This is a genomic window from Solimonas sp. K1W22B-7 (genome assembly GCF_003428335.1).
GTDB lineage: Bacteria > Pseudomonadota > Gammaproteobacteria > Nevskiales > Nevskiaceae > Solimonas_A.
The window spans coordinates 2690755-2716349 of record NZ_CP031704.1; the positions used below are offsets into that span (position 1 = coordinate 2690755).

The following is a 25595-nucleotide window of genomic DNA, read 5'->3' on the forward strand; positions in this document are numbered from 1 at the left end:
TCTCCTAGGCTGCTGCCAGTTCGGTAGCTGATTCTAGGACCTCGGCCTGTATCAGCACGCCACCCTTGGCATCCTCCACGATCATCGCCGCCGCCTTCTCGCCGACCATGGTCGCCGGGGCATTGGTGTTGCTGCCCGGCACGGTCGGCATGATCGAGCAGTCGGCCACGCGCAGGCCGGCGATGCCGTGCACCCGCAGGCGCGAATCCACCACGGCCATCGGATCGCTGGCCGGCCCCATCTTGCAGGTGCCCACCGGGTGGTAGGCCACCTCGGCGGTGCTGCGCACGAACTCGCGCAGTTCCTCGTCGCTTTGCAGATGGGCGCCTGGCGAGACCTCCACGTCGCGGTGCGGATCGAAGGCCGCCTGCGCCAGCACGCGGCGCGTCTCGCGCACGCCGGCCACCAGGCGATCGACGTCGCGCGCCTGCGAGGCAAAGTTCGGATCGATGCGCGGCGGCGCCAGCGGGTTGGCGCTGCGCAGGCTGACCCGTCCTCGCGACAGCGGCCGCAGGTCGTAGCTCATCACCGAGTAGCCGTAGTACTTGAAGGGTCCCGTCAGGTCCAGCGCGTGCTTGGCATTCATCGTCGGCAGGATGTGCCACTGCATGTCGGGAATCGGCTCGCGTGGACTGGAGCGGTAGAAGCCGCCGGCCTCGCCCATGTTGGTGGTCAGCTCGCCGCGTTTCAGGAACAGGTACTGGAACGTCGCGATCAGCAGGCTCCACCAGCGCGTCGGGTGGAAGGAAAACGCCACGCGCGATTTCGCCCGTGTCTCCACGAACACGTCGAGATGGTCCTGCAGGTTCTCGCCCACGCCCGGCAACTCGTGCTGCAACTCGATACCGTGGCGTTCCATCTCGGCGCGCGACCCGATGCCGGAGAGCAGCAGCAACTGCGGCGACTGGAAGGCCCCCGCGCAGAGGATCACCTCGCGCGTCGCACGCAGCTCCTGGTCCTTGCCGCCACGGCGAAACTGCACACCCATCGCGCGGCGCTTCTCGATCAGCAGCTTCGTGGCCTGCGCGCCGGTGATCACGGTCAGGTTGGGCCGGGATTCGGCGGACCTGAGGTAGGCGCGCGCATTGCTGCAGCGCTGGCCGTCCTTCTGGAACACCTGGTAGAGGCCCACGCCTTCCTGACGCGCGCCGTTGAAGTCCGGGTTGTGCTTGTGGCCGGCCTGCTGCGCCGCCTCGACGAAGGCCAGGCTCAGCGGATTGTTGACGCGGCGCACGGCGATGTTGAGCGGCCCACCCTTGCCATGGAACGGCCGGTCCTCCGGCGCGCTGTCGGGTTCATGGTTCTCGGAACGGATGAAGTACGGCAACACGTCCTCGTAGCTCCAGCCGTCGCAGCCGGTGGCCGCCCAGTGATCGTAGTCGCGCGGATGGCCACGGGTGTAGACCGTACCGTTGATGCTGCTGGAACCCCCCAGCGTGCGGCCGCGCGGCTGGTACAGGCGGCGACCGTTGAGATGCTGCTGCGGCTCGCTCCAGAAACTCCAGTTGCAGAACCAGCCGCGCACCAGCGGGATGATGCCGGCGGGCATCGCGATAAAGGGATTCCAGTCGCGCGGTCCCGCTTCCAGCAGGCAGACACGATATTCGCCGCTTTCGCTGAGGCGATTGGCCAGCACGCAGCCGGCGGAGCCGCCGCCGACGATCAGGTAGTCGTATTCCATGGTCATTGGCATCCAGCCCTTATGTCTTCCAGGGTGGCCGCCAGCAACATCGCGGTGCTTACTTTCCACAATCCGGCCGACATGCAGGTCTCCTCCAGCCGTATCCCGATCTGATATGCCCGTCATGGCACGCAGCATCGGCGCGGACAGGGCTGGCTGCAAGACTAAAGAGCCCCTGCCCGGACTGTTATGATCCCGCCGGACAGAAGATAGACCGAAACGGACAGGGAGCATGGAACCGGGAATCCGCCGGGCTGCCGCCAGCGTGCAGTTGTTCGTGCAGATCGGGGCGGAACACGGCCTCAGCGCCGCGCAATGCCTGGAGGGCACCCAACTCGACGCCGCGCAGCTGTTCGATGCCGGCAGCGAGGTCAGCGCCGCGCAGGAACTGCAGGTGATGCGCAATCTGCAGCAGCGACTGCCGCAGGTGCCGGGCCTGGGCCTGCAGGCCGGCCTGCGCCTGCGCCTCAGCACGCACGGCACGCTCGGCTACGCGATGCTCAGCAGCGCCACGCTGCGCGATGCCCTGTCGCTGATGCTGCGTTACCTCGACCTGGCCTACGCCTACTGCGATGTGCGCCTCGAGAGCGACAGCCGGGAATTGCGTATCCTGATCGACGACAGCGGCGTCCCGGCCGACCTGCGGGGCTTCCTGCTGGAGCGCATCGCCGGAGGAGCCTATGCCCTGGCCCACGAGATGCTGGGACGTGCGCCGGAAGTACGGCGGCTGTGCTTTCGCATGGCGCGTCCCGCACACGCCGCCCATTATGCGCAGCTGGTGGGTGTCGAGCCGGAGTTCAACGCCGGGTACAACCTGATCGCCGTGGACATCCGGCTGATCGACCTGCCCCTGCCGCAGGCCAATGCGCTGACGCAGAGGCTGTGCGAAGAACAGTGCCGCATGCTGCTCAACCGGCGCCGCACGCGCAGCGGCGTCGCCGGACAGGTCCGCGACCGCCTGCTGCAAACCTATGACCGCATGCCCGACATCGAACAGCTGGCTGCGGCACTGCACATCACCGGGCGTACGCTGCGCCGCCGGCTCGAAGCCGAAAGCACCTCGTACCGCGATCTCGCCGACGAGGTGCGCTGCACGCTCGCGGAAGGCTGGCTGGCGGCGGGCCTGACGGTCGAAGAGGTGGCGCTGCGGCTGGGCTTCTCCGAGTCGTCGAGCTTCATCCGCGCCTTCAAGCGCTGGACCGGCAGTACGCCCGGAGCGCAGCGCGGAGCGGCAGCGCAGTAGAAGCCCATCAGCCGCGGGTCTGCTCCACCGCCGTCCGCAGGCGCTGGACGGTCCCGGCCACGTCCTTGAGCTTGTCCAGGCCGAACAGGCCGACGCGGAAGCTGCGGAAGTCGGCGCCCTCGTCGCACATCAGCGGCACGCCGGCCGCCGTCTGCAGGCCCAGCGCGACGAACTTCTTCGCATTGCTGAGTTCGGCGTCGCTGGTGTACGACACCACCACGCCCGGGGCTTCGAAACCGGCGGCGGCGACGCTGGGATAGCCCAGTTCCGCGAGCATCGCGCGCACGCCGCGCCCCAGCGCCCACTGCGATTCACGCAAGGTCTCGAGCCCGCATTCCAGCGTGTCGTTCATCGAATCGCGCAGGCGCAGCAGGCCCTCGGTGGGCATGGTGGCGTGATAGGCATGCCCGCCGTCCTCGTAGGCCTGCATGATCTGCAGCCACTTCTTCAGGTCGGCGGCAAAGCTGCTGCTCTGGGTCTGCGCGATGCGTGCCTTGGCCTCGGCGCTGAGCATGACCAGGGCGGCGCAGGGCGTGGAGCTCCAGACCTTCTGCGGCGCGGTCAGCAGCAGGTCGATGCCGCAGGCGCGCATGTCCACCCAGATCGCGCCGGAAGCCACGCAGTCCAGCACGAACAGGCCGCCGTGCGCATGCACCGCCGCGGCCACGCGCTGGAGGTAGTCGTCCGGCAGGATCATGCCGGAGGCGGTTTCCACGTGGGGTGCAAACACCAGATCCGGCTGCTCGCGGCGGATCGCTTCCTCCACCTCTTCGATCGGTGCCGGCGCATAGGGCGCCTGCGGACCGGCAACGGCTTGGCGCGCCTTCAGGACGGTTTCGCGCGACGGGATGCTGCCCATCTCGAAGACCTGCGACCAGCGGTAGCTGAACCAGCCGTTGCGGATCACCATGCAGTTCTTGCCGCCCGCGAACTGCCGCGCGATCGCCTCCATGCCGAAGGAACCGCCACCGGGCACCACGGCCACCGCCTCGGCCTTGTAGACGTCCTTCAGGGTTGCGGAGATGTCCCGCATCGCCTGCTGGAACAGCTTCGACATGTGGTTGACGGCGCGGTCGCTGAAGACCACCGAGTACTCGAGCAAACCATCAGGATCCACGGAACGAAAGTGACGCGACATCGGGATGCTCCAGGCAAGGGAATCGGGTCCGCGCAGCAGCGCGGGCGGGCCATTCTGGTGGCATGGCGGACCTCAGGCAATCCACCCCTGCAGGCCCTTCCGACTGGCGCCGGGTGACAATTGAGCGTACCGTGGCCCTGTCAGGCCACCGGCATTGGCACAGCTGCGACCTTGGGGACTCCTGGCTGCTCACGTTGCACACTGCCTCCCGAGGAATGCATGGCCACGTATGTCCAGGATTTGTTCACCGTCGCCATGGGTGGCGGCAGTGTCCGCCGCTTCGGCGACATGGCGGTTGTGATCCTCCCGGACGCCTCGCTGGTCACCACCAAGCAGGAATTCCAGGATGCCCAGCGCTGGGCGCGCAGCCGCAACACCACGGGCGACGAGGTCAAGGACCGCGCGCAGATGCTGGCGCAGTTGCAGACCATGGTTGCGTCCGTCAGCGGCGGCAGCGATACGCGGGGCGCCATGCCCAAGATCGCGCGCCTGGCCGGCATCATGAGAACCGAGGGGATGGACCTGGAGGCCTGGCGCATTCCGCAGGCGATACTCGACGTGCTGCCGCCGGCACCCATCGTCGAGCCGCCGCCTCCCATTCCTCCTCGCGCTGCGCGGCGCAGCCCGTAATGGTCAACGCGGCCCGCCGGCCCAGCACCCCGGGAGCGCCGGCGGCACCGCGCGCGGACGTCCGCATCCTGAATGTCGCCAAGCGACGTGTTGCCGTCGTCACCGACTGGGGCTACACGGTGGCCGAGACCAACGAGGGCGAGTTGCGGCTGCGTGATGTGGTCGAGGGACCGTTCGAGGCAACCGGTCGCTGCACGTGGAACAATCTCTCTACCGGCCTGCCGGTCAGCGTAACGGTGACCCACGTGCAGGCAACGATGATCGGCGCGGAGCGCCTCGTGCAGCGTTAGGCGGGCCCGCGCCTTCGCGCGCCGGATTGGGAAAGGCGGACACGGTACCGGGCGCCAGGTCCTCGAGCAGGAACTTCTTGCGATGCACCGCCGGCCCGCGCTTCCACGAGCAGGTGATGCTGCCGTCGTGCTTGTCGATCGCCTCGACCTTCATGCGGATATTGCTGCCGACCGATTCCACCGTGTCGCCGACTTCGAACTTCTTGTCCATGGGTTCCTTCGTTACCTGGGTGTAGGCCGTCCTTGAGACGGCCACTGTGCTGAGTTCGGTTCAGGCAGCCGGATCGAGCGCCGCCGGACGTCGCTTGACCTCGACGCTTTCGTTGATGTTGTGCGGAATGGACCATTCTTCCATCTGCATGCCGCCCTGCTTCATGCCGGCGATGATGCGCTGCAGGATCGAGCGGCTGCCGCGGGTGGCGAGGCCGCCGCCGCTGCGCGCCAGCACCGTCTCGAAACGGCCGACGAAGAACGTGCGATCGCGATGGACGTTGCCCAGCGAGGTTTTCGAGCGCGCCCAGGTCTGCACCTGCTGGAATTCCTGTGCCGTGGTGGCGAAGGACATGGCCGGCAAGGTAACGACGACGAAGTCGGCGTAACGGGATGTGCGCCCACCACCGCTGAGGGTGCTGAGCAACAGGTTGAGGACGATCATGGTGACTCCAGATGCACGAAGGCTGCGGACGTCAGCCAGGTCGCGAATCTGGGGGGCGTTACAAGGATGGGCGGCCAGCAGTCGAAGGCGCCGCACCATCTGCGACAGTATGCGCCTGCGGGCGCAGCCTGTCGCCCGCTTCCCGCCGGGCGGTCAGATCAGGCCCGGAATCACCGCGCGGCGCTGCACCGGGTAGTCCGCGAACGTGCGTCGATACCAGCGGTGATTCTCCAGTGCGCGCGGCATCAGGTTGGCCAGCGTCCACAGCAGGAACACCGCGCCGGCGGTCGACCAGGTGGCGATGGCCCAGCCAGTCCACACCAGGAACTCGCCGAAGTAGTTGGGGCAGCTGATGCGCTCGTAGAGCCAGCCGCGCGGGACCTTGTAGCCGGTCTCGCCGGGCTTGCGCAGCGCCGCCAGCATGGCGTCGGCCTTGCGATTGATGCGCCAGCCGGTGGCGAAGATGGCGGCGCCGATCAGGAAGCGCGGATCGGCCAGCCACGACAGCTCGTAGCCCTGCCCGATCTGCGACCAGGACAGGATTGCGGCATTGAGGAAGGACACGCCGATGTTGGTGCAGAACGCCAGCAACGGCACCAGCAGCGGCGTGGTGTCGCCCGGCTTCACCCGGCGGAAGAAGGGATAGACGAAGCTGCGATGGAAGTAGTGCGCCTGCCACATCGCCAGCAGGATCAGCGGTACCGGCGCCAGCGCGCGGTCGCCCATGAAGTAGATCGCGGCGAAGCCCAGCGCGGAGGGCGCTTCCATCACCACCCAGGCCCAGCGCGTCGGCACGCCGGGGCCCCACCACCAGGCGGTCTTGTCGCCCTTGTGGCGGCCATAGGCCGCCTTGGCCACGAACATCAGGCTGGAGAACACGAACAGCGAACCGGCGAAATAGCCGATCAGCAAACCTTCATGCCACTGGGCTGCGCTCATGCAATGCACCTGCTGGGGTCCGGGGACGATGAAGCATTGTTCGCGCCGGCCAGGGGTCGCGTCTTGACAGGCATCGCCATTCCATTGGGAAATCTCGCCACCATGACGATAAAACCCAGCAGCGGCGCAGCAGGCGGACAGATTTCGGCGCGCTTCGGTGCCGGGCTGCTGGAGCAGCTGCGGCTCATGGGCATTGCCCCCGAGGACCTGCTGCCGCCGCAGCGCCTGCGCGAGATCCGCGCCAGCGACGCCCGCACGCAGATGCCCCTGTCCGAATGGGTTGCGATCATGGAGGGCGCGGTCCACGTCAGCGGCGATCCCGACCTGGCGCTCAAGGCCGGTGCCGGCATCAAGCCCGGCCAGCTCGGCCTGCTGGGCCACGTGCTGATGAGCTGTGCCACGGTCGGCGAGGCGATCCGCCAGGCCGGCCGCTACCTGCGCCTGCTGCATGCCATCGGCGGCGCCGAGCCGGTGATCCGAGACGGCCAGCTGGAGGTGCCCATGTCCTGGACCGACGGCACGCTGCCCAGCCCGCTGATCGCGCAGTTCCGCCTGGCCGCCTGTGCCGGCATGGGTCGCTGGCTCACCGGGCTGCCGGAACTGCGCATGGACGCCTGGTTCCAGTTCCCTGCCCCGCAGGACCTCAGCATCTACCAGCGCGTGTTCGGCGGCCGCCTGCATTTCGACCAGGCGCAGACCAAGCTGGCGCACCCGGTGGACTACCTGCAGCTGCCGGTGGCGATGGCCGACCCTGCCATGCAGCAGCTGGCCCAGGCGCAGGCAGAAACCCTGCTGCGCGAGCTGGCAACGGAGTCCGCCTTCCTGCAGGAACTGGATGCGGTGCTGACGCGCGGCCTGCCGCTGGGGCGTGTGTCGCTGGCGGAAACTGCCGCGGCGCTGCGCCTGTCCACGCGCACCCTGCACCGCCGCCTGGAGGAAGAAGGCACTGCGTTCCGCGCCGAGCTCGATCGCGTGCGCCGGCGAATTGCAGAGACCCTGCTGCGCGATCCACGCGTGACGCTGGCGGATATCGCCTTCCTGCTGGGCTATACCGAGCAGAGCACGTTCCAGCAGGCATTCAAGCGCTGGACGGGGAAGACGCCGGGGCAGTATCGCAGCCAGCAGTAGACCCTCTCTGCCACCAGCGGGGTTGCCATCCATGGCGGGACTTCACTTCCTGATCTAGCCCCTGGCCGGCCATCCATGGCCGGCCGTGATCCGCCGCAGGCGATGCCATTTAGGCATCGCCAAAGCGCGGCAGATCACCCAGGCGAAATCGGCTGCACCAGGATCCACAACCCCGCCACCGTAAACAGCATCATCAGCACCAGCATCGGCAACTGGCTCAGCACCGCCTTGCCGCGCCCCGGGAACAGGCGCAGTGCCTCGACGTGCGCGAGGTACACGCTGACGATGTGACCGAACAGGATCAGCCCCACCTGCGTGTGCCAGACCAGGCCCATCTCCGGCAGGAACGGCGCGCGGAACCTGCCCGCGGTGCCGAACAGGTTCCAGCCCCAGCCGAAGGGATCGGACAGCAAGCTGAAGATCTTCACGCCCTGGGTCAGGATCAGCGTGTAGTAGTGCGTGATGTTGTAGACCAGCACGATCGGCAGCAGCGAGAAGGCGAAGGCCAGGGCCAGGTGCTTCATCGAATGCGGGCTGCGCGTCAGTGCCTTGGCCAGGGCGATGAAGAACAGGTACACCGCCAGGTACAGGAACGGCGACAGCAGCAGGCACAGGGTTTCGTAGGCCAGGTACCAGGGCCGCAGCTGCACGAACAGGTAGATCGGCGACTGCCCCAGCCACTCGCGCAGCAGGCCGGTGGAATCGCCCCAGAACAGCATGTACCAGGGCCGCGTCACATGCAGGCCGTCGTAGGCGGTGGACGAGAGCATGAACAGGATGAACAGCAGCAGGCTCCAGTGCTCGGCACGTTCCTGCAGCAGGCCGGTAAAGGGCGCGCGCAGCAGCAGGCGGCCGCGCTCGCCGGGCCGTGTCGCGGGGCGATAGTCCAGCGGTGCCATGCGCGCCACCAGGCGCAGGAACACCGCGAGGAATTCGCAATAGCGGAACCACGCCGCCGAGCCGAACAGCCAGACACCGGCGAGGTTGATGCCGCTGTAGATCAGCAGCAGCAGCGCCAGCGAGAACGGCCGCACGTGGAAGAACAGCTCCAGCCAGATCAGCGCCATGTAGAAACCCAGCGCCGGCCAGTAGGCCAACGCCGGCGGATAGGCCAGGCGCCCGCGCTCGTAGCCGGGAAACACGCGGCCGATGCCGCGCGCGATCAGCCGCCAGGGATTGAGCAGCGCATAGAGATCGCCCGCCGCCGCGCAGAGGTAGCTGAAGCCGAGCAGGAACACGACCCAGACGAAGGTCATGCTGAAGTTGCGGTAGGGGTCGCGGCTGCCGAAGAAGCCGGTGGCCAGGCACAGCAGCAGGCACAGCAGGCTCAGGCCCTGCAGCCAGGGCAGCATGCGACGAAACAGCCTGGCCGCGATGCCGTCACTGATGTCGCGCGGCGGCCGCGAGGCCGTGGCGGCCGACACCGTGACGAAGTAGCCCACCACCAAGAAGGACAGCAGCAAGGCAGCCGCGGCGCCGTAGAGGTACATCCACAAGGGCACCGGCAGGTTGTACATCCGGCCGAAGGAATGCGCCTGCGCGGCGCAGGGAATGAAAAGCGCCGCCAGGATGGCGGCGCTGGTGAATCTCCGGCGGCTACGCAGGGACATCAACGGTTGACCGTCTTCTCCCACATCTGGATGTAGGCCTCGGCCGAGTTGTAGAGCGCGTCCAGGCCCTCACGCCCGCCCTCGAGACGGATCTCCTCGACGTAGTCGGCGACCATGCCGTAGTGGGCCGTGCCCACTTCGTCGATGTTCCAGGTCTTGCCGCTCTCCGGAACCGTCTGCAGATTGAACTTCAGCGGCGCGATGCCCTTGAACTGCGGACCCCACTCCGGTCCCTTGAACAGGGTGAAGGGGTACTGCAGCGGCGTGCTGCCGGCACCCCGCGGACCGGCGCGGTCGGCAATGCCGTTGGCGTCCATGCCGTAGCCCACCGCCATCGGCTTGCCCGCCGGCCAGATCGGCTTGAGCTTCTGGATGAACTCGACGTGACCCTTGCCGTTGGGCTTGAAGGGATAGATCAGGCCGCCCAGCGCGAGGATGTCGCGGGCCTGCTGCACCGAGATGCCGCCATGACCGCCATGGGCAGAGATCAGCGGATAGGTCGGGGTCTGCTGCTTGGCCATGTCGATCATGTCCTGCTTGATCGACAGCTCGGCATGGTCGATGTCGAGGATGAACTTCTTGTCCATCAGCTTCTGCACCGTGTAGCGGCCCAGCTCGGTCATGCCGCGAGCGTTGCACTGGCGCTTGTCCGGCGGGTACAGCGGCACCGTGCCGCCCAGCGTGCCGAGCACGATCTGCGTCAGCGGATCGTTGCCGGTGCCGGGGATCGCCGTGGTCATCCTGGCGCCGGCGTCGTAGAAGTAGGTCTCGCCTTCGCCGCCATCCGGGCAGTCGTAGGTATCCCAGAAGTGACCCGTGCCCCAGAAGCCGACCAGGTTCAGCACCAGTCCGTCGAAGATGCCGGTGCCGCCCAATGCGCTGTCGACGTCGTGGTACGGAAACAGCTCGCGCACGCCCAGGGCGTAGACCTCGTCGATCTGGCGGTCGATGTCTTCCCGGGTGCAGCCCACCTGCTCGCCCAGGCCCAGCACCGACTTGGTCGTGCAGTTGAACAGGTTGGAAAACTCCAGGCCGGGCACCACGGCGAGCTTGCCGTCGTTGATCACCCGGCGCGCCTCGGCCGGGCTGCCGACGATGCGGAACCAGCCCTTGCCCGGGCCGCCTTCCTGTGCATCGACGTAGTCCTGCAGGGTCTTGAGGTACTTTACCTGGCCGATGCCCAGGTTCATGTCGTTGCAGTCGTAGGTCGGTGCTTCCGGCCTGACCGTGGTCATGTAGATGCGGGCCACCTCGCAGAGCGCGGCGATGTTGGTGCCCTCCGAGACCATCACGCGCAGGCCGGCCTTCCAGGCGCGCTCGACCCACTTGTAGTACATGGCCTGGTGCAGCTGCGACTGGTACGCCGGCCAGTCGACGAAGTCGGGCCAGCCCTGGGTGTCGTGCGTCACCAGCGGCGTCAGGTCGAGGATCAGGGCCTCGGGATCGCGGATGCCGTTGGGGCCGTGATAGGCCTCGCAGTTGTCCAGGGCCTCCGGTGCGCCGAAGCGGTTGTACATCTGGCCGTACATCACGCCGCCGGCGGAAGGGCCGACCGGATGCGTGCCGTCCGACATTTCGTGGCCCATCGCCATGTGCGTGTGCACTTCGGCGAAGCCGACCACGGGCTTGTTGATGCCACTGCCCCTGTAGGTCTGGCCGACGACGTCGTCGCTGATCTCCGGGTAGGCGGTGCAGCCGCTCGCCGGCACGAAGTTGAAGGTCGAGGGCGCGGCGGCCATCACCAGCTTGCCGGCGCTGTCCGTGGCCAGCGCCTGGCCGGCCGAGGCCGAGCTCACCGTGTACTGGCCCGGCGCGGTGGTGTCGATGGTCCAGTCGGAGCCGTCGACCGCGCGGGTCACGGTGCCCACCCCGCCGCCGTCGGTGGTCAGGATCGCCGCATCCTTGGCATGGAACAGGTAGCGGCCCAGGGCCGTGGGCTTCATGTAGAAGTGCTCGGCGGAGGCCGCGTCGGCCGCGGTGGCGGAGTAGCCGGCGCCGTCGCGCTGGATGTAGCTGTTGCCGGCCGACTTCAGCACGTAGCAGTGGTTGGCCAGGTCGTAGCGCGTCTTCGGCGCCGCATTCGCCGCGGGATTGCCCGCGCCATTGTCGCCGCTGACCGGGCTGGAATTGCCGCAGCCCCCCAGGGTTGCCAGTGCCAGTACCGCCAATGCCGCCGATTTGTGTGAAGCCAAGACCTTGTCTCCCCGTCCGTTTTATTACCGGATCATGAAGAGCCGATCCTAAGTCCCCGGTGCCCTGTTGATCTAGGGTAGAAAAGACTCAGGGCCTGTCACCCATTCCCCGATCGCTGCGACGGAGGCCGCCTGGGTGCAGGGCTATGTCCCGAGGCGCGCCGTGTACTTGATGTACATCAGCGACTCGGGACGCCGCCCTGCGCCCAGGCGGTCCCGCCCTTCGGGTGCCCCCGTCTTTGCCGCCATGCTGTGTTGCTCGTCAGTCTCTTATTCCCGATAAGCGACCTCCTCGCGCCTTGCCTGGCGGCAAATACGGGGGCATCGCAGCGACCGGGGAATGGGTGACAGGCCCTAGCCTTCAAAGCCTTGTCAGCACAGGCGAGCCCGCCGGCACCTCGAAGCGCGCCAGTTCCAGCGAAGGATTGGCCAGGGGCAGCTGGGCCAGCAGGCCGCGCATCGCCACCGTGCAGCGCTCCGGGGTGAATTCCACCTCCAGCCAGCCGTTGCGCGTGCCGTCCCAGTGCGAGAAATGCGGATTGTTGGCGGTGATGTTCGGCGCCTGCAGGAACAGGTTGGCCGGCGGATTGAGCGTGGCGATCGGCGTCGCGGCGGCACAGCTGGTGATGAACTCGGTGCCCACGGCCGGGCCATCCGGATAGCCGTCGCGCAGGGTGGCGGCGCCGAAGGCGTGCAGGTCGCCGGCCAGTACCACGAGGTTGGGCGTGCCCTTCAGGGCCGCCAGCAGTTCCGCGCGCTCGGCGGTGTAGCCGTCCCAGTGGTCGGTCTCGTAGACCGCGGGCGGGGCCTGCGCGATGCGGATCGGCGAGAACGGCACCGGCAGGCCCAGCACCCGCCACTGCGCCGCGCTGCCGCGCAGCGTATCCAGCAGCCAGCGTTTCTGCGCCGCGCCCAGCATCGTGCGGCCGGCCTCGTCGCGTGCGGCGCACTCGCTCTCCAGCACCAGCTGGCGCTGGCCCAGGTTGCCCTCGCCGCAGGGATGGGGGCTGCGGTGCATGCGCAGTTCGGTCAGCGCCAGTTCCACCAGCCGGCCGAAGCGGAAGCTGCGCTCGGCTTCGAGCACGTCGGGAAAGGCCGCAGCGGGGCGGTAGGCAACGCGCACCGGCAGGTAGCGGTACCAGGCATCCAGCGCCTCGCGCACATAGGCGCTCATCGCCACCGGATCCTCGTCCAGCGGGTGGCCGGGGCCGCGCGGGCGCTCGCCGTCGAAGTAGAGATCGTTGGCGAACTCGTGATCGTCGAAGGTCGCCAGCAGCGTGTGCCGCTCCAGCAGGGCGCGCAGGTTCGCGTCGCCGCGGTGCGTGCGGTAGATCGTGAACAGGTCCTCGCGCGTGCTGGCGTAGGAGCCACCGGAGGGCAGTGCGATGCGGCGCAGCGGCGAGATGGCGCTTTCGTAGATGAAGTCGCCCAGGTGAACGACATAGTCCGCCTCGGCCCGCGCCATTTCGCCGAAGGCGTGGAACCAGGCCAGGGTGTAGTCCTGGCAGGAGGTCACCAGCAGGCGCAGGCTGGACAGGTCTTGTTCCGGCAGCGGCAGGGTGCGCAGGCGCCCGGCACGGCTGGAGACGCCGTCATGGGCGAAGCGGTACCAGTAGAAGCGGTTGGGCTGCAGCAACCCGTCGGTGTCGAGCTTGAGCGTGTAGTCCTGCTGCGCGGACAGGCGCGAGGCCGGCAGCGCACCGGCCGCGACCGGGCGGGTGAAGGCCTCGTCCTCCGCCAGCTGCCACAACAGGTCCTCGCCGCTGCGCAGTGCCTCCGGCGCCAGGCGCGTCCACAGCACGGCGCCGTGCGGCGTGGGGTCGCCACTGGCCAGGGAACAGGGAAACACCGCGGAGGCTTCGCCGCTGCCCAGCGGCGGCAGCGCCACCACAGAAGGCACTGCGCGCGGTACTTGTTCGCCGCCCGCGGCCCCCTCCCCGCCCGCCACCGGCGCGGAGCTGCCGCAGCCGGGCAGCAGCCCGGCCCCGCCCAGGCCGGCCATGAGGGCCAGCAGCTGACGGCGCGAAAGGGTCAGCGGTGATCCGGCGGAGTTGGGGGTCTTGGCCATGGGAGCGGGGGGGGGAAAGTTGGCCCGGCGATGCTAGTGTGGTGTCTCAGAAGTTCGTTGAATAAATACCCCTCTCCCGCTTGCGGGAGAGGGGACTGCCATTTAGTGAAACGAACCTCTAATGCATCACATTAGAGGGATGCGGCCGCAAAGGCGAAGCCACTGAGGCGAATTTGCTAAGCAGGTCCCGCCGCCCGAAGCGCCTCGGCCAGGGCCAGCACCGACAGCGGCGCCGAACCCTCGGCCTTGTTGCTCACCGTGACATAGGCCGGCTGGCCCCTCCCCGTCACTCCGGCGACCAGCTTCGCCAGCGCCGCACGGGTCTCCAGGTCCGGATCCTGGAGGCGATCGTAGGGCTCGTACTGCCGACGCGCGTCCTCGTAGCCGAAAGCGCCATGCAGGGGATTCAGGTTCCAGCGGCAGACCAGCGGCCCCGGCCACAGCGCCCGCAGGATCGGCAGCTGCTCGTCGATGCGCGGCATCTTGGCGTGCAGGCCCATGCAGTAGGTCGCGCCCGTCGCCCTCAGGGCCGCCACGAATTCCGGCGTCAGCCACTGCCGGTCGCGCACTTCCACGGCCACCGCCACGCCCGGGGTCTTCGGCAGGCTGCGCAGCAGCTGGTAGAGGGCATCCACCAGGTCGGGAATCCGCAGCAGCAGCTGCCCCGGCAGGGGACTCAGCTGGAACACCAGGGCCCCGAGCTTGCACCCCAGCCCCTCCGTGGCCGGCTCCACGAAGCTGCGCAGCGCCAGGGACGGGTCGAGGAACTCCGCGTTCATCTGCATGCCGCGGCCGGACTCGTCGCGAACCATGGCGTCCGCCACCCGGCTCGGCGCCTTGACCACGAAACGGAAGTCCTCCGGCACCTGTGTGGCGTAGGCGCCGTATTGCCCCAGGTCCAGCGGCCGGTAGAAGGCGCGGTCCAGGCTCACGGTACGGAACAGCGGGTGCTGCACGTAGGCCCCCAGCCCGTACTTCGACAGCTTCGAATCGGGATAGTCCTGGTCCCAGACCGTGCCGACCCAGCCGGCATAGGTCCAGGACGAGGTGCCCAGGCGCAGCTTGGGCGGCAGCGCGGCGGCCAGGGTTCGCAGCGCGGGGTCATGCGCGGCCGGCTGCACCTTGGCGCCACGCTTGGGCGCAGGCGGTGGTGGGGGTGAGACCGGCGGCGGATCGAGATCCGGGAACAGGGAATCTGGCATGCAGGAATACTAGCGCTCTGTTCAAACGAAAAAAGCCCGCTTGCGCGGGCTCTTTTTGTTCAGCTGCGGCCTCTACTCGGCCGGCTCGATCACCAGCAGCAGATCCTTGGCCTCGATGCGCGTGCCCTTGGGCGTAACCACTTCCTTCACCGTACCGGCGAAGGGCGCCGTCAGCAGCGTTTCCATCTTCATCGCCTCGATCGCCAGCAGCGGGTCGCCCAGCTCCACCTTCTGGCCGTCCTTCACCGCCACACTGACCACCACGCCCGGCATCGGCGCGGCGATGTGGCTGGTCTGGCCGATTTCGGCACGGCGGCGCTGCTTGGCGGCGCCGGCATGAGTGCGCTCAGTGACGCTGACCACGCGCTGCTGGCCGTTGAGTTCGAAGAACACCTTGCGCTCGCCGTTCTCGTTGGCGGCGCTGGTGGTGACGAAACGGATCACCAGGGTCTTGCCCTTCTGCAGATCGACGCTCAGTTCCTCGTGCTCGCCCAGGCCGTAGAAGAACTGCTGGCTGGGCAGCTGGCTGAGATCGCCGTAGTTCTTGCGGTGCTGCGCGTACTCGGTGAAGACCTTGGGGTACATCAGCCAGGAGGCGACGTCCGTCTCGCTGACGCTGGCGGTGCCGAGCACGGCCGCGGTTTCCTTGCGCGCGGCGTCCAGATCCTGCGGCGGCAGCTGCGCGCCGGGACGTGCGGTGCTGGCCGCGGCACCCTTGAGGATCTTCTTCTGCAGCGCCGCCGGCCAGCCACCGGGCGGCTGGCCCAGTTCGCCGCGGAACAGTTCCACCACCGACTCCGGGAAGGCGATGTCCTTGGCGGGGTCGGCGACATCGGCCGCCGTGAGGCCCGAGCTGATCATGTACAGCGCCATGTCGCCGACCACCTTGGAGGTGGGCGTGACCTTGACGATGTCGCCGAACAGTTCGTTGACCTGGGCATAGGCCTCGGCCACTTCCGGCCAGCGCTGTTCCACGCCCATCGAGCGCGCCTGCTCGCGCAGGTTGGTGTACTGGCCGCCGGGCATGGCATGGCGGTAGACGTCGGCCGTGCCGCTGCGGATTTCGCTTTCGAAAGCGCCGTAGGTCTGGCGCACCACTTCCCAGTAGCGCGAGACCTCGCGCAGGGCCTGCGTGTCCAGGCCCGGATCGCGCGCGCCATCCTTCAGCGAGGCGACGATGGATTCCAGGTTGGGCTGCGAGGTCAGGCCACTCCAGGAGCCGATGGCGCCGTCGACCGCGTCGCAGCCGGCTTCGGCCGCCGCCAGCACGCTGGCGGCGCTGATGCCGCTGGTGTCATGGGTGTGGAAGTGGATCGGCAGCGCGGTTTCCTGGCGCAGCGTCTTCACCAGCAGCCGGATCGCATCCGGACGGCAGACGCCGGCCATGTCCTTGATACCGAGGATATGGGCGCCCGCGGCCTCCAGTTCCTTGGCCATGCTGACGTAGTACTGGAGGTCGTACTTGTTGCGGCCCTTCGACATCAGGTCGCCGGTGTAGCAGATCGCAGCCTCGGCCAGGGTGCCGGTCTCACGCACCGCGTCGATCGCCACGCGCATGTTCTCGACCCAGTTCAGCGAGTCGAAGATGCGGAACACGTCGATGCCTTCCTGGGCGGCCTGCGCGACGAAGTGACGCACCACGTTGTCCGGGTAGTTCTTGTAGCCCACCGCGTTGGAGGCGCGCAGCAGCATCTGCAGCAGCATGTTGGGCATGCGGCTGCGCAGCTCGCGCAGGCGTGCCCAGGGGTCCTCGTGCAGGAAGCGCATCGCCACGTCGAAGGTCGCGCCGCCCCAGCATTCCAGCGACAGCAGTTGCGGCAGCAGGCGCGAGTAGTACGGCGCGATGCGCAGCATGTCGTGGGTGCGCATGCGCGTGGCGATCAGCGACTGGTGCGCGTCGCGCATCGTCGTGTCGGTGAGCAATACCTGCGGCTGCTCGCGCAGCCATTGGGCAAAGCCCTCGGCACCGAGCTGCTGCAGGCGCTGGCGGTTGCCGTCGGGGATCTCGCCCGGCAGCGCCCTGGGCAGCGGCGCCACCGGCATGCTGGACGGCCGCACGCGGCTGCGCACCTCGGGCTGGCCGTTGACGATGACGTCGCCCAGGTAGCTCAGCAGCTTGGTGGCGCGGTCCTGGCGTTCCGGGAACTTGAACAGGTCCGGCGTCTCGTCGATGAAGCGCGTGGTGCACTCGCCCGACTTGAACAGCGGGTGCGCAATGACGTTCTCGAGGAACTGCAGGTTGGTCGACAGGCCGCGGATGCGGAACTCGCGCAGCGCGCGGTCCATGCGGCGGATCGCCTCGTCGGACTCGGCGCCCCAGGCGGTGACCTTGACCAGCAGCGAGTCGTAGGCCGTGCCGATGACGGCGCCGGAATAAGCCGTGCCGCCGTCGAGGCGGATGCCGAAGCCGGCCGGGCTGCGATAGGCCAGCAGGCGGCCATAGTCCGGCAGGAAGCCGTTCTGCGGGTTCTCGGTGGTGACGCGGCACTGCAGGGCATGGCCACTGAGGCGGATCTGGTCCTGCGGCGGCACGCCGGAGGCCGGCGTGCCCAGCCTGGCCCCGCCCGCCACCAGGATCTGCGCCTTGACCAGGTCCACGCCGGTGACCTGCTCGGTCACGGTGTGCTCCACCTGGATGCGCGGATTGACCTCGATGAAATAGAAGTTGTTGCTGTCGCGGTCGAACAGGAACTCCACCGTGCCGGCATTGCTGTACTGCGCGGCGCGGCCGATGGCCAGCGCGGCATCGCAGATCGCGACGCGTCGGGCCGGGTCGTTCTCGAGATACGGCGCCGGGGCACGCTCCACCACCTTCTGGTGGCGGCGCTGCACCGAGCAGTCGCGCTCGTAGAGATGCACCAGGCCGCCGTGGCGGTCGCCCAGGATCTGCACCTCGACGTGGCTGGCGCGGCGGATCAGCTTCTCGAGGTAGACCTCGTCGTTGCCGAACGCGGCCCCGGCTTCGCGGCGGGCGGCGTTGACCGAGGAGATCAGGTCGGCCTCGGTCTCGATGACGCGCATGCCGCGGCCACCGCCACCCCAGCTGGCCTTGCACATGAACGGGTAGCCGACGCTCGCCGCCAGCTTGACGATCGCCGCGTCGTCCTTGGGCAGCGGGCCGGTGGCCGGGATGGTGGGCACGCCGGCCGCGTCGGCCAGCTGCTTGGCGGCCACCTTGTTGCCCAGGCGGCGCATGGCCTCGGGCGAGGGACCGACGAAAACGATGCCGTCGCGGGCGCATGCCTCGGCGAAGTCCGGATTTTCAGACAGGAAGCCGTAGCCCGGGTGGATCGCGTCCACGCCCGCCTCGCGGGCCACCGCCAGGATGCCCTCGATATCCAGGTAGGCCGCCAGCGGCTTGCCCGCCTGCCCCACCCGGAAGCTCTGGTCCGCCTTGAAGCGGTGCAGGGCAAAGCGATCCTCCTCGGAGTAGATCGCAACGGTCTCGATGCCCAGCTCCGCCGAAGCCCGCATGACGCGGATGGCGATTTCGCCACGATTGGCGACGAGCAGGCGCTTGAAAGGCCGGGTGTGTGGCATGGCTGGATTATCCTTCTGGGTAACCGTGGAAGCATAAACAGCTTCCGTGCCACGTGCCCCACCCGTAGGGATGGAGCGGGCCGCCAAAATGGCGGCCCGCCCTAAAACCAGGGTTTAGCGCCCCAGGATTTCCTTGTTGTGTTCGCCCAGCCTGGGGCTGGCGCCGTTGATCGTCCTGGCATGGCTGAACTGGATCGGGTTGGCGAACACCGGCTTGCCGTTTTGCTGCTGCACGATGCCGCGGGCCTGGACCTGCGGGTTGGCCAGCACCTCGTCCATGTCCAGGATGCCGGAGATGCAGGTGTCGCCGTCGGCCAGCAGGGCCTCCCACTCGTCGCGGGTCCTGGACTTGAACAGCTCCGCCAGGGCCTGGCGCAGCGGCTCGCCCTTGGGACCGACGGCGAACGGCAGCTTCAGCAGGTCGGGCCGGCCGGCCATCTGGCAGACGTTGGCGAAGAACTTGTATTCCAGCGCGCCGCAGGCGATGTGGCGGCCGTCGGCGGTTTCGTAGATGCGGTAGTTGGGGGTACCGCCGGACAGGATGTCGCCGCCGCGCGGCGCGGGCTTGCCGGTGGAGCGCATGCCTGCCAGGGTCAGTACCTGCAGGGCCAGGGTGCCGTCGAGCATCGCCACGTCGACGAAGCTGCCCTGTCCCGAGGCGCGGGCGCCGATCACGGCGGCCAGGATGCCGATGACGCAGGTCAGCGCGCCGCCGGCCAGATCGGCAACCTGGAAGTTGCCCACCGACGGAGCATCGCCGGCGGCGCCGGTCTGGCCCAGTTCGCCGGCGTAGCCGCGGTAGTTCATGTCATGGCCGGGACGGTTGCGGTACGGGCCGGTGTGGCCGTAGCCGGTCAGCGCGGCGAACACCAGCTTCGGGTTGATCGCGCGCAGGGTCTCGTAGTCGCAGCCCAGCTTGCCCATCACATCCGGACGGAAGGACTCGATCACCACGTCGGCGCTCTTCACCAGCTCCTTGAACGCGTTCTGGTCCTCGACCTTGCGCAGGTCCAGGGTCACCGACTTCTTGCCGCCGTTGACCACCTCGAACATCTCCGGCGTCAGGCGCGCGTAGTCGCCGCCGTTCGGTTCCTCGATCTTGATCACCTCGGCACCGAGCTGGGCCAGGTAGAGCGTGGCGAAGGGGCCTGGCAGCAGGCGCGACAGGTCGAGCACGCGGATACCGGCCAGCAGGGGATTCAGCGACATGGGAACTCCGATGAGATTGCTTGTTTGAGAATTCTAGGAAACAGGACGGATGTTCGCATCGTTAGCCCGGGACCCGCGCCACCCTTGAAGCCCCCTGCATGGGGCGCTCCCTCAGTAGCCATCGAGTCCGCAGTGCCGGTCCATGAAGACCTTCATGCGGCGCAGGTACCTGCCCTGGTTCAGGTGCAGCAGGTGGTTGCCGGGGAACCAGTGCAGGTGGCTGCCCTGGAAGTGATCGTGCAGCAGGCGCACATGGCGCGGCGGCGTGAAGCGGTCCCCCGCCCCGCCGATCACCAGCACCTTGTCGCCTTCGATCTTCGGCGGGTAGCTCAGCGGGTTGTGCACCGCCAGCGCATGGCGCAGCTGCGCCAGGCTGATGCCGGCGCGCTCCAGCGTCATCGCCATCAGGGTACCGGTCGGCTGCCATTCGCGCGCGATGTCGACGATGCTGGCCACCGGGGAATTGGGAATGCAGAAAGCCAGGCGCGGATCGACCGTGGCCAGCAGCGCCGAGGTATAGCCGCCCAGCGACAGGCCGGACACACCCATCTTCGGGACGCCACGGCGTTCGAGGAAATCCAGCAGCACGCGCAGGTCGCGTATCGCATGGACGATGGCCTCGTTGAAGCAGGGCAGCCCGTTGGCGAACAGGCCGTAGCCACTGAACCAGTCGCCCTTCTCCACGCGGTAGCCGTGGAAAGGCATGGTGTACAGCAGCACGTCGTAGCCCTGCTTGTAGAACCAGCGCAGCGAGAACATCTGCGCGTTGAGCCAGTAGGCGTCGGCGCCGAAGCCATGCACCATCACCAGCGTCGGCCGCGGCGCGCCGCGGTGGAACCAGTACTGCGCATAGGCGTCGCGATTGCGGAAGCTGCGCGCGTAGACCTGCGCCAGTTCCGGGTTCAGCGGCTGGTGGCCGCTGTCGAAGCGCAGCAGCCGGTAGTTGACGCCAAAGGGGCGATACGAAAACACGCGCGGCCTGAGCTGCTCGACGTGGATGCCCTTGCGCGAGCGCCCGAACACCGCCTCGCTGTCGCCGGTATCGGCCAGCGCCTCGTGCGCTTGCATCTGGCGCATCTGCTGGTGGATGCGCTCCGGCGTCAGGAAGCCACGGCCCAGGGCTGCGGTCACGGCGACGCCCAGCACGGAGCGCAGCACCCGGTCGATGGCGGCGGTGGTCGCCACCTTCACACGGTGCTCCGCGTCCAGCTCGGTGCCGTCCGCCTGCCGGAAGAAATCCTCCGGCAGGCGTTGCCACCAGGCGCCTGCCGCGGTGGCCTGCTCCGGCATCAGGCCAGCTTCGAGGCGTCGAAGAAATTGCCCATGCGCTGGGCCAGCATCAGGTCGCCGTCGACCTGCAGCTTGCCGGTCATGAAGGCGGTCATGCCGTTCAGCTCCCCCTTCAGCAGGGCGACCAGATCGTCGTCTTCCATGGTCACGGCCAGGTCGGAGGCGGCGGCAGTGCCCTCCACCACGGTGCAGCCGCCGTCCTTGATCAGGACATGGGCCGGCGTGGAGATGTTGAACTGGATCGTGCAGTTGGCACCGGCGGCGGCATCGGCATTGAAGGCAGCGGGCAGCTTCTTGAGGAACGCGGAGGCGCTCATGGGGGTACTCCTGGTGGGTAAAAGGTACGGGACGGCGGGGCCGGCTGGCCCCTGCCGTCCGGGAGGGGTGGGAGGAGAAAATCTAGTCCCTGCGGTACATGGTGACGACGCAGGCGCCGCCCAGGCCGAGGTTGTGCTGCAGGGCGATGTTGGCGCCCTGCACCTGGCGTGCGTCGGCGGTGCCGCGCAGCTGCCACACCAGCTCGGTGCACTGGGCCAGGCCGGTGGCGCCCAGCGGGTGGCCCTTGGACAGCAGGCCGCCCGAAGGATTGGTCACGACCTTGCCGCCGTAGGTGTTGTCGCCATCCCAGATGAACTTTTCGGCGCCGCCCTCGGGACAAAGTCCCAGGCCTTCATAGGTCAGCAGTTCGTTGGCCGTGAAGCAGTCGTGCAGCTCGACCACCTTGATGTCCTTGGGGCCGATGCCCGAGGCCTCGTAAACCTGGCGGGCGGCCTCCTTGGTCATGTCATAGCCGACCATCTTGATCATGCTGCGCTCGTCGAAGCTGCTGGCATAGTCGGTGGTCATCGACTGTGCGGCGATATAAACGGGGTTGCTGATGCCATGCTTCCTGGCGAACTCGTCCGAGCAGAGGATCGCCGCGCCGCCGCCGCAGGTCGGCGGGCAGCACTGGAGGCGGGTCAGCGGGTCGAACACCTCCGGCGAAGCCATGATCTCGGCCAGGCTCGCCTTCTCGTTGAACAGCGCATAGGGATTGCGGCTGGCGTGGTTGCGGGCCTTCTCGGAGATCTTGCCGAAGGTTTCCTTCTTGGTGCCGTGCTGGAAGCGGTATTCGCGACCGGCACCGCCGAACATCTGCGCGGCCGGCGGGGCAGCACTCATGCCCTGCACTTCGATCATCACCTGGGCGTGGCGGCCCATCGGCGGTTCGCGATCGTCGAACTTGTTGCCCAGCGCGCCCTTCTCCATCTTCTCGAAGCCCAGCGCCAGCACGCACTCGGCGGCGCCGCTCTCGATGGCCTGGCGCGCCAGCCAGAGCGCGGTGGAACCGGTCGAGCAATTGTTGTTGACGTTGACCACCGGGATGCCGGTCAGGCCCAGTTCATAGACCGCACGCTGGCCGCAGGTGGAGTCACCGTAGACGTAGCCGACGTAGGCCTGCTGGACTTCCTTGTAATCGATGCCGGCATCGGCCAGCGCCTTCTGGCCGGCCTCCCTGGCCATCTCGTAGTACTCGGGGCTGGCGCCGGGCTTGGCGAACTTGGTCATGCCCACACCGATGACGTTGACGCGACGTTTCATTTGAGTCTCCTTGTTTTCTGGTCTCCTCTCTCCCGCCTGCGGGAGAGAGGCCGGGAGAGAGGGGTTCTGTAACTCGTGAGTGCGCTACAGAAACCCTCTCCCCCACCCCTCTCCCGCAAGCGGGAGAGGGGAGCGTGGTTGATAGATCAAATCAGCTTGTCGAGCACCGCCAGCTCCTGCGCCAGCTTCACGTCGCCGTCGACGCGCAGCTTGCCGCGCTGGAACAGGTCGCGCACCTGGGCCTCGCCCTTGACCAGGGCCACCAGGTCCTCGTCGGCGATGCCGAACACGGCATGGGCTTCGCCTGCCGCACCCTGCTCCAGCTTGGGCGCCTTGCCGGACAGGTCCAGCAGCCAGCTGGCCTCGGGGTTCTTCAGGTTGAAGCGGATGACCTGGCCCTTGAGGCCGTTGACCGCCTTCGGGTCGGCACCGATACGCTGCTGCAGGGCGGCGAAGATCTCCGCGCCACGGCCGGCCTTCGCGGCGGCGGGAGCGGCCGCGGCCGCCTTGGGCGCAGCCGCTGCACCGCCGGCGCCGCGTGCCTTCACGGCATCCGCCAGCAGCTTCGGATCCAGCTTCTGCAGGAAGCCGAGCTTCTGCGAGGCCATGACGTTGCCGCTGACCTTCATCTTGCCGCCGAAGTACAGCTTGTTGGGGTCGGCCTTGCCGGTGGACATGGCGATGAAATCCTCATCGCTCAGCTCCAGCGTGACGTCCGGATTGGCGGCGTCGCCCGGGTTGACCGTGCCGTCGCCGGCCTTCATGTCCAGGTGCCAGCTGCTGTCCGGGCCCGTGAGCCTGAACTGGAACACCGTCTTGACCTGGTCGCCCAGGCCCTTGGTCGCGGCCAGGTGCTTGCCTATGGCGGCAAAGATGTCCGCCGAGGTCGGGCCGCTGGGCGCAGCCGCTGCAGGAGCCGCGGCCGGCGCGGCACCGGCGCGGGACTTCAGCACTTCTTCCAGCAGCTTCGGATCGAGCTTCTGCAGGAACCCAAGCTTCTGCGAGGCCATGACGTTGCCGCTGACCTTCATCTTGCCGCCGAAGTACAGCTTGTTGGGGTCCGCCTTGCCGGTGGACATGGCGACGAAGTCTTCCTCGCTCAGCTCCAGGGTGACGTCCGCCGCCGCGGCGCTGCCCGGGTTGACCGTGCCGTCGCCCGACTTCATGTCGAGAGTCCAGCTGGCATCCGGCGACTTGATGTTGAACTGGAACACCGTCTTGACCTGGTCGCCCAGGCCCTTGGTCGCGGCCAGGTGCTTGCCGATGGCGGCGAAGATGTCGGCCGAGGTCGGTCCGGCCGGAGCAGCGATCGCGGCCGCGGCGGCGGCGGCCTTGGCCACGGCCTTGCGCTGCGGAATCTGCGCGTACAGCTCCACCGCGGCACTCTTGATCACGACCTTGTCGCGCTCCTTGACCTTGGTCTCGAAGATCACGCGCGTGTCCGATTCCTTCCACATGCGCGTCACCAGGGTCTCGCCCGGGAACACACTCTCGGCGAAGCGCACCTTGATGCTCTTGAAGCGGCGCGGATCGTTGTCGAGGAAGGCCTTGATGACATGGCGGCCGACGTGGCCATAGGTGCAGAGGCCGTGCAGGATCGGCTTGTCGAAACCGAAGGCCTTTGCAAAGGCCGGGTCGGCATGCAGCGGGTTCCAGTCGCCGGACAGGCGGTACAGCAGCGCCTGGTTGGCGTCGGTCTTCTCCTCGATCACCGCATCCGGCTCGCGCGCCGGCGGCACGTTGATCTCTTCCGAGGAGCCGCGTTCGCCGCCCCAACCGCCCGCACCGCGGACGAAGGTGGTGATCTCGTTGTAGGCGATCTCCTCGCCGGTCTCGTCGGTGGTCGATACCGACATGATGACCACGGCGTGCGGCGCCTTGTCGTAAGCGGCCTTGAACTTGAAGGTGTTCTTCAGCTTGCCCTTGGGCGGCAGCGGGTACTTGAGCTCGGTGTACTGCTCCCCGTGCAGCACGCGGTCGAAGCCGAAGTTGAAACCCTGGATCGGCTGCTTGCCCTCCTTGGCCAGCGCCAGCATGGCGTTCATCGGCGGCATCACGGCGTAGGTCGGCAGCGCGTAGAACTTGTCGCCCTTCAGCTCGTAGACGTAGGACAGCTCCTTGTCGTCGAGCGGGTTGTTGGCGGCGCCCACGCCCAGGGCGTAGATCGACAGGTCGCGCTGGTCGTAGGACGACTCCAGCGTCACTTCCGACTTCGAAGCCTGGTCCAGGTCGATGAACTCGTTGCCGCCCAGCGACTTCGAGTTCATGTTGCCCAGCAGCGGCGCCATCGACTCGTTGATGTTGGTCGGGTACTCGCCGTCCTTGAAGTCGGTGACCTTGCCCCAGTTCTTCGCCACTTCCTCCGGGCCGAAACCACGGCCGAGCTTGAAGGAATGGCCGCGCGTGCGCTCCCAGCGCAGTTTGGCGTGGTAGCCGGCGCCGACCTCGAACAGGCCGCCGGTCTCCTTGCAGTCCTCATGGCAGAGCCAGCCGACCAGCGGGCTGACGTACTCGGGCTTGAGCGCGTCGAGCAGTTCCGGCGGCAGTACCGTCTCGGTCAGTCGCGAACCCGCGATCGGAGCGATGGTGTTGACGTGGACGTTCTTGGAACGGCCTTCCTGCGCCAGGGTGTTGGCCAGGCCCACCAGCGCCAGCTTGGCCGCCGAGTAATTGGCCTGGCCGAAGTTGCCGTAGATGCCGGCGGCGGAGGTGGTCATCACGATGCGGCCGTAGCCCTTGTCGCGCATGATCGGCCAGGCCGCGTGCGACACCGCGAAGGAACCGTTGAGATGCACGCGCACGATCAGGTTCCAGTCGTCCACGCTCATCTTGTGGAAACTGACGTCGCGCAGGATGCCGGCATTGTTGATGACGATGTCGACCGTGCCGAAGGCGTCGACCGCCGTCTTGACGATGCTGGCGCCGTCCTCGACCGAGTCGTAGTTGGCGACGGCGTCGCCGCCCAGCGCCTTGATTTCCTCGACCACCTTGTCGGCCGCCGCGGAGGACTTGCCGCCGCCATGGATGTTGCCGCCGAGGTCGTTGACCACCACCTTGGCACCGCGCGCGCCGAACATCAGCGCATGCTGGCGGCCGAGGCCGTTGCCGGCGCCGGTGACGATGACGACCTTGCCGTCGTAGCGAAGCTCGTTTGACATGAATCAGTGCTCCCTCAAGCCAGATTAATCAGTCCGCAAAT

Annotated in this window: 19 protein-coding genes; 4 read left to right on the forward strand and 15 right to left on the reverse strand. The window is 67.6% G+C overall.

Translation table 11 applies throughout. The features are described from left to right. Window positions 1-4 precede the first annotated feature (4 nt). Window positions 5-1687, reverse strand: a complete 1683-nt coding sequence (locus D0B54_RS12250) for a GMC family oxidoreductase (protein ID WP_117291601.1) — start codon at window positions 1685-1687, stop codon at window positions 5-7. Between the two features lie 226 nt (window positions 1688-1913). Between D0B54_RS12250 and D0B54_RS12255 the strand changes: the two genes are divergently transcribed. Further along, complete coding sequence (locus D0B54_RS12255; RefSeq protein ID WP_117291602.1) at window positions 1914-2924, forward strand: AraC family transcriptional regulator; 1011 nt, start codon at window positions 1914-1916, stop codon at window positions 2922-2924. Between the two features lie 7 nt (window positions 2925-2931). Here the strand turns inward: D0B54_RS12255 and D0B54_RS12260 are convergent, their stop codons facing one another. After that, on the reverse strand, window positions 2932-4062 hold the full coding sequence (locus D0B54_RS12260; protein WP_117291603.1) for an aminotransferase class V-fold PLP-dependent enzyme: 1131 nt from the start codon (window positions 4060-4062) through the stop codon (window positions 2932-2934). Between the two features lie 219 nt (window positions 4063-4281). Between D0B54_RS12260 and D0B54_RS12265 the strand changes: the two genes are divergently transcribed. Both D0B54_RS12265 and D0B54_RS12270 read left to right on the forward strand, forming a co-directional pair. Next, window positions 4282-4692, forward strand: a complete 411-nt coding sequence (locus tag D0B54_RS12265; protein ID WP_117291604.1) for a hypothetical protein — start codon at window positions 4282-4284, stop codon at window positions 4690-4692. Continuing rightward, window positions 4692-4982 (forward strand): hypothetical protein, encoded by a 291-nt coding sequence (locus D0B54_RS12270; protein WP_117291605.1) that lies wholly within the window; start codon window positions 4692-4694, stop codon window positions 4980-4982. Before D0B54_RS12265 ends, D0B54_RS12270 begins: the two co-directional genes overlap by 1 nt. Here D0B54_RS12270 and D0B54_RS24290 read toward each other — a convergent pair. The 3 genes from D0B54_RS24290 to D0B54_RS24295 form a co-directional block, all read right to left on the reverse strand. Then, window positions 4918-5193, reverse strand: coding sequence for a hypothetical protein (locus D0B54_RS24290; RefSeq protein WP_162932377.1), 276 nt, complete (start codon window positions 5191-5193; stop codon window positions 4918-4920). The two genes, D0B54_RS12270 and D0B54_RS24290, sit on opposite strands and share 65 nt — an antisense overlap. 60 nt (window positions 5194-5253) lie before the next feature. Then, entirely contained in the window at window positions 5254-5637 is a 384-nt protein-coding gene (locus D0B54_RS12275) for a hypothetical protein (RefSeq protein ID WP_117291606.1), read from the reverse strand. Between the two features lie 153 nt (window positions 5638-5790). Further along, window positions 5791-6576 (reverse strand): DUF1295 domain-containing protein, encoded by a 786-nt coding sequence (locus D0B54_RS24295; RefSeq protein WP_162932378.1) that lies wholly within the window; start codon window positions 6574-6576, stop codon window positions 5791-5793. A 102-nt stretch (window positions 6577-6678) separates the two neighbouring features. Between D0B54_RS24295 and D0B54_RS24300 the strand changes: the two genes are divergently transcribed. Continuing rightward, a complete protein-coding gene (locus tag D0B54_RS24300) occupies window positions 6679-7704 on the forward strand; it encodes an AraC family transcriptional regulator (protein WP_162932379.1) in 1026 nt (341 codons plus the stop codon). Between the two features lie 134 nt (window positions 7705-7838). Here the strand turns inward: D0B54_RS24300 and D0B54_RS12290 are convergent, their stop codons facing one another. The 10 genes from D0B54_RS12290 to D0B54_RS12335 all read right to left on the reverse strand — a co-directional run bounded on the left by D0B54_RS12290 (window position 7839) and on the right by D0B54_RS12335 (window position 25554). Continuing rightward, window positions 7839-9314, reverse strand: coding sequence for a hypothetical protein (locus tag D0B54_RS12290; protein ID WP_117291608.1), 1476 nt, complete (start codon window positions 9312-9314; stop codon window positions 7839-7841). Next, the gene (locus tag D0B54_RS12295) at window positions 9314-11506 is read right to left on the reverse strand and encodes a peptidase M19 (RefSeq protein WP_162932380.1); all 2193 of its coding nucleotides are present in this window, start codon (window positions 11504-11506) and stop codon (window positions 9314-9316) included. The genes D0B54_RS12290 and D0B54_RS12295 overlap by 1 nt, the downstream gene beginning before the upstream one ends. A 361-nt stretch (window positions 11507-11867) precedes the next feature. Then, window positions 11868-13574, reverse strand: coding sequence for an alkaline phosphatase D family protein (locus D0B54_RS12300; protein WP_117291610.1), 1707 nt, complete (start codon window positions 13572-13574; stop codon window positions 11868-11870). Window positions 13575-13750: 176 nt separating this feature from the next. After that, on the reverse strand, window positions 13751-14776 hold the full coding sequence (locus tag D0B54_RS12305; protein ID WP_117291611.1) for a DUF72 domain-containing protein: 1026 nt from the start codon (window positions 14774-14776) through the stop codon (window positions 13751-13753). Between the two features lie 72 nt (window positions 14777-14848). Further along, window positions 14849-18316: a pyruvate carboxylase gene (locus tag D0B54_RS12310; RefSeq protein ID WP_117291612.1), complete on the reverse strand. Its 3468-nt coding sequence runs from the start codon at window positions 18314-18316 to the stop codon at window positions 14849-14851. A gap of 114 nt (window positions 18317-18430) precedes the next feature. Beyond that, window positions 18431-19525: a CaiB/BaiF CoA transferase family protein gene (locus tag D0B54_RS12315; RefSeq protein ID WP_117291613.1), complete on the reverse strand. Its 1095-nt coding sequence runs from the start codon at window positions 19523-19525 to the stop codon at window positions 18431-18433. Between the two features lie 111 nt (window positions 19526-19636). Continuing rightward, window positions 19637-20815 carry an alpha/beta hydrolase family protein gene (locus tag D0B54_RS12320; RefSeq protein ID WP_117291614.1) on the reverse strand — a complete coding sequence of 393 codons (1179 nt, stop codon included), beginning with the start codon at window positions 20813-20815 and terminating at the stop codon, window positions 19637-19639. Further along, a complete protein-coding gene (locus tag D0B54_RS12325) occupies window positions 20815-21132 on the reverse strand; it encodes an SCP2 sterol-binding domain-containing protein (protein WP_117291615.1) in 318 nt (105 codons plus the stop codon). The genes D0B54_RS12320 and D0B54_RS12325 overlap by 1 nt, the downstream gene beginning before the upstream one ends. Before the next feature lie 82 nt (window positions 21133-21214). After that, entirely contained in the window at window positions 21215-22396 is a 1182-nt protein-coding gene (locus D0B54_RS12330) for a lipid-transfer protein (RefSeq protein WP_117291616.1), read from the reverse strand. A 146-nt stretch (window positions 22397-22542) separates the two neighbouring features. After that, on the reverse strand, window positions 22543-25554 hold the full coding sequence (locus tag D0B54_RS12335) for a peroxisomal multifunctional enzyme type 2 (RefSeq protein WP_117291617.1): 3012 nt from the start codon (window positions 25552-25554) through the stop codon (window positions 22543-22545). Window positions 25555-25595: the final 41 nt, after the last annotated feature.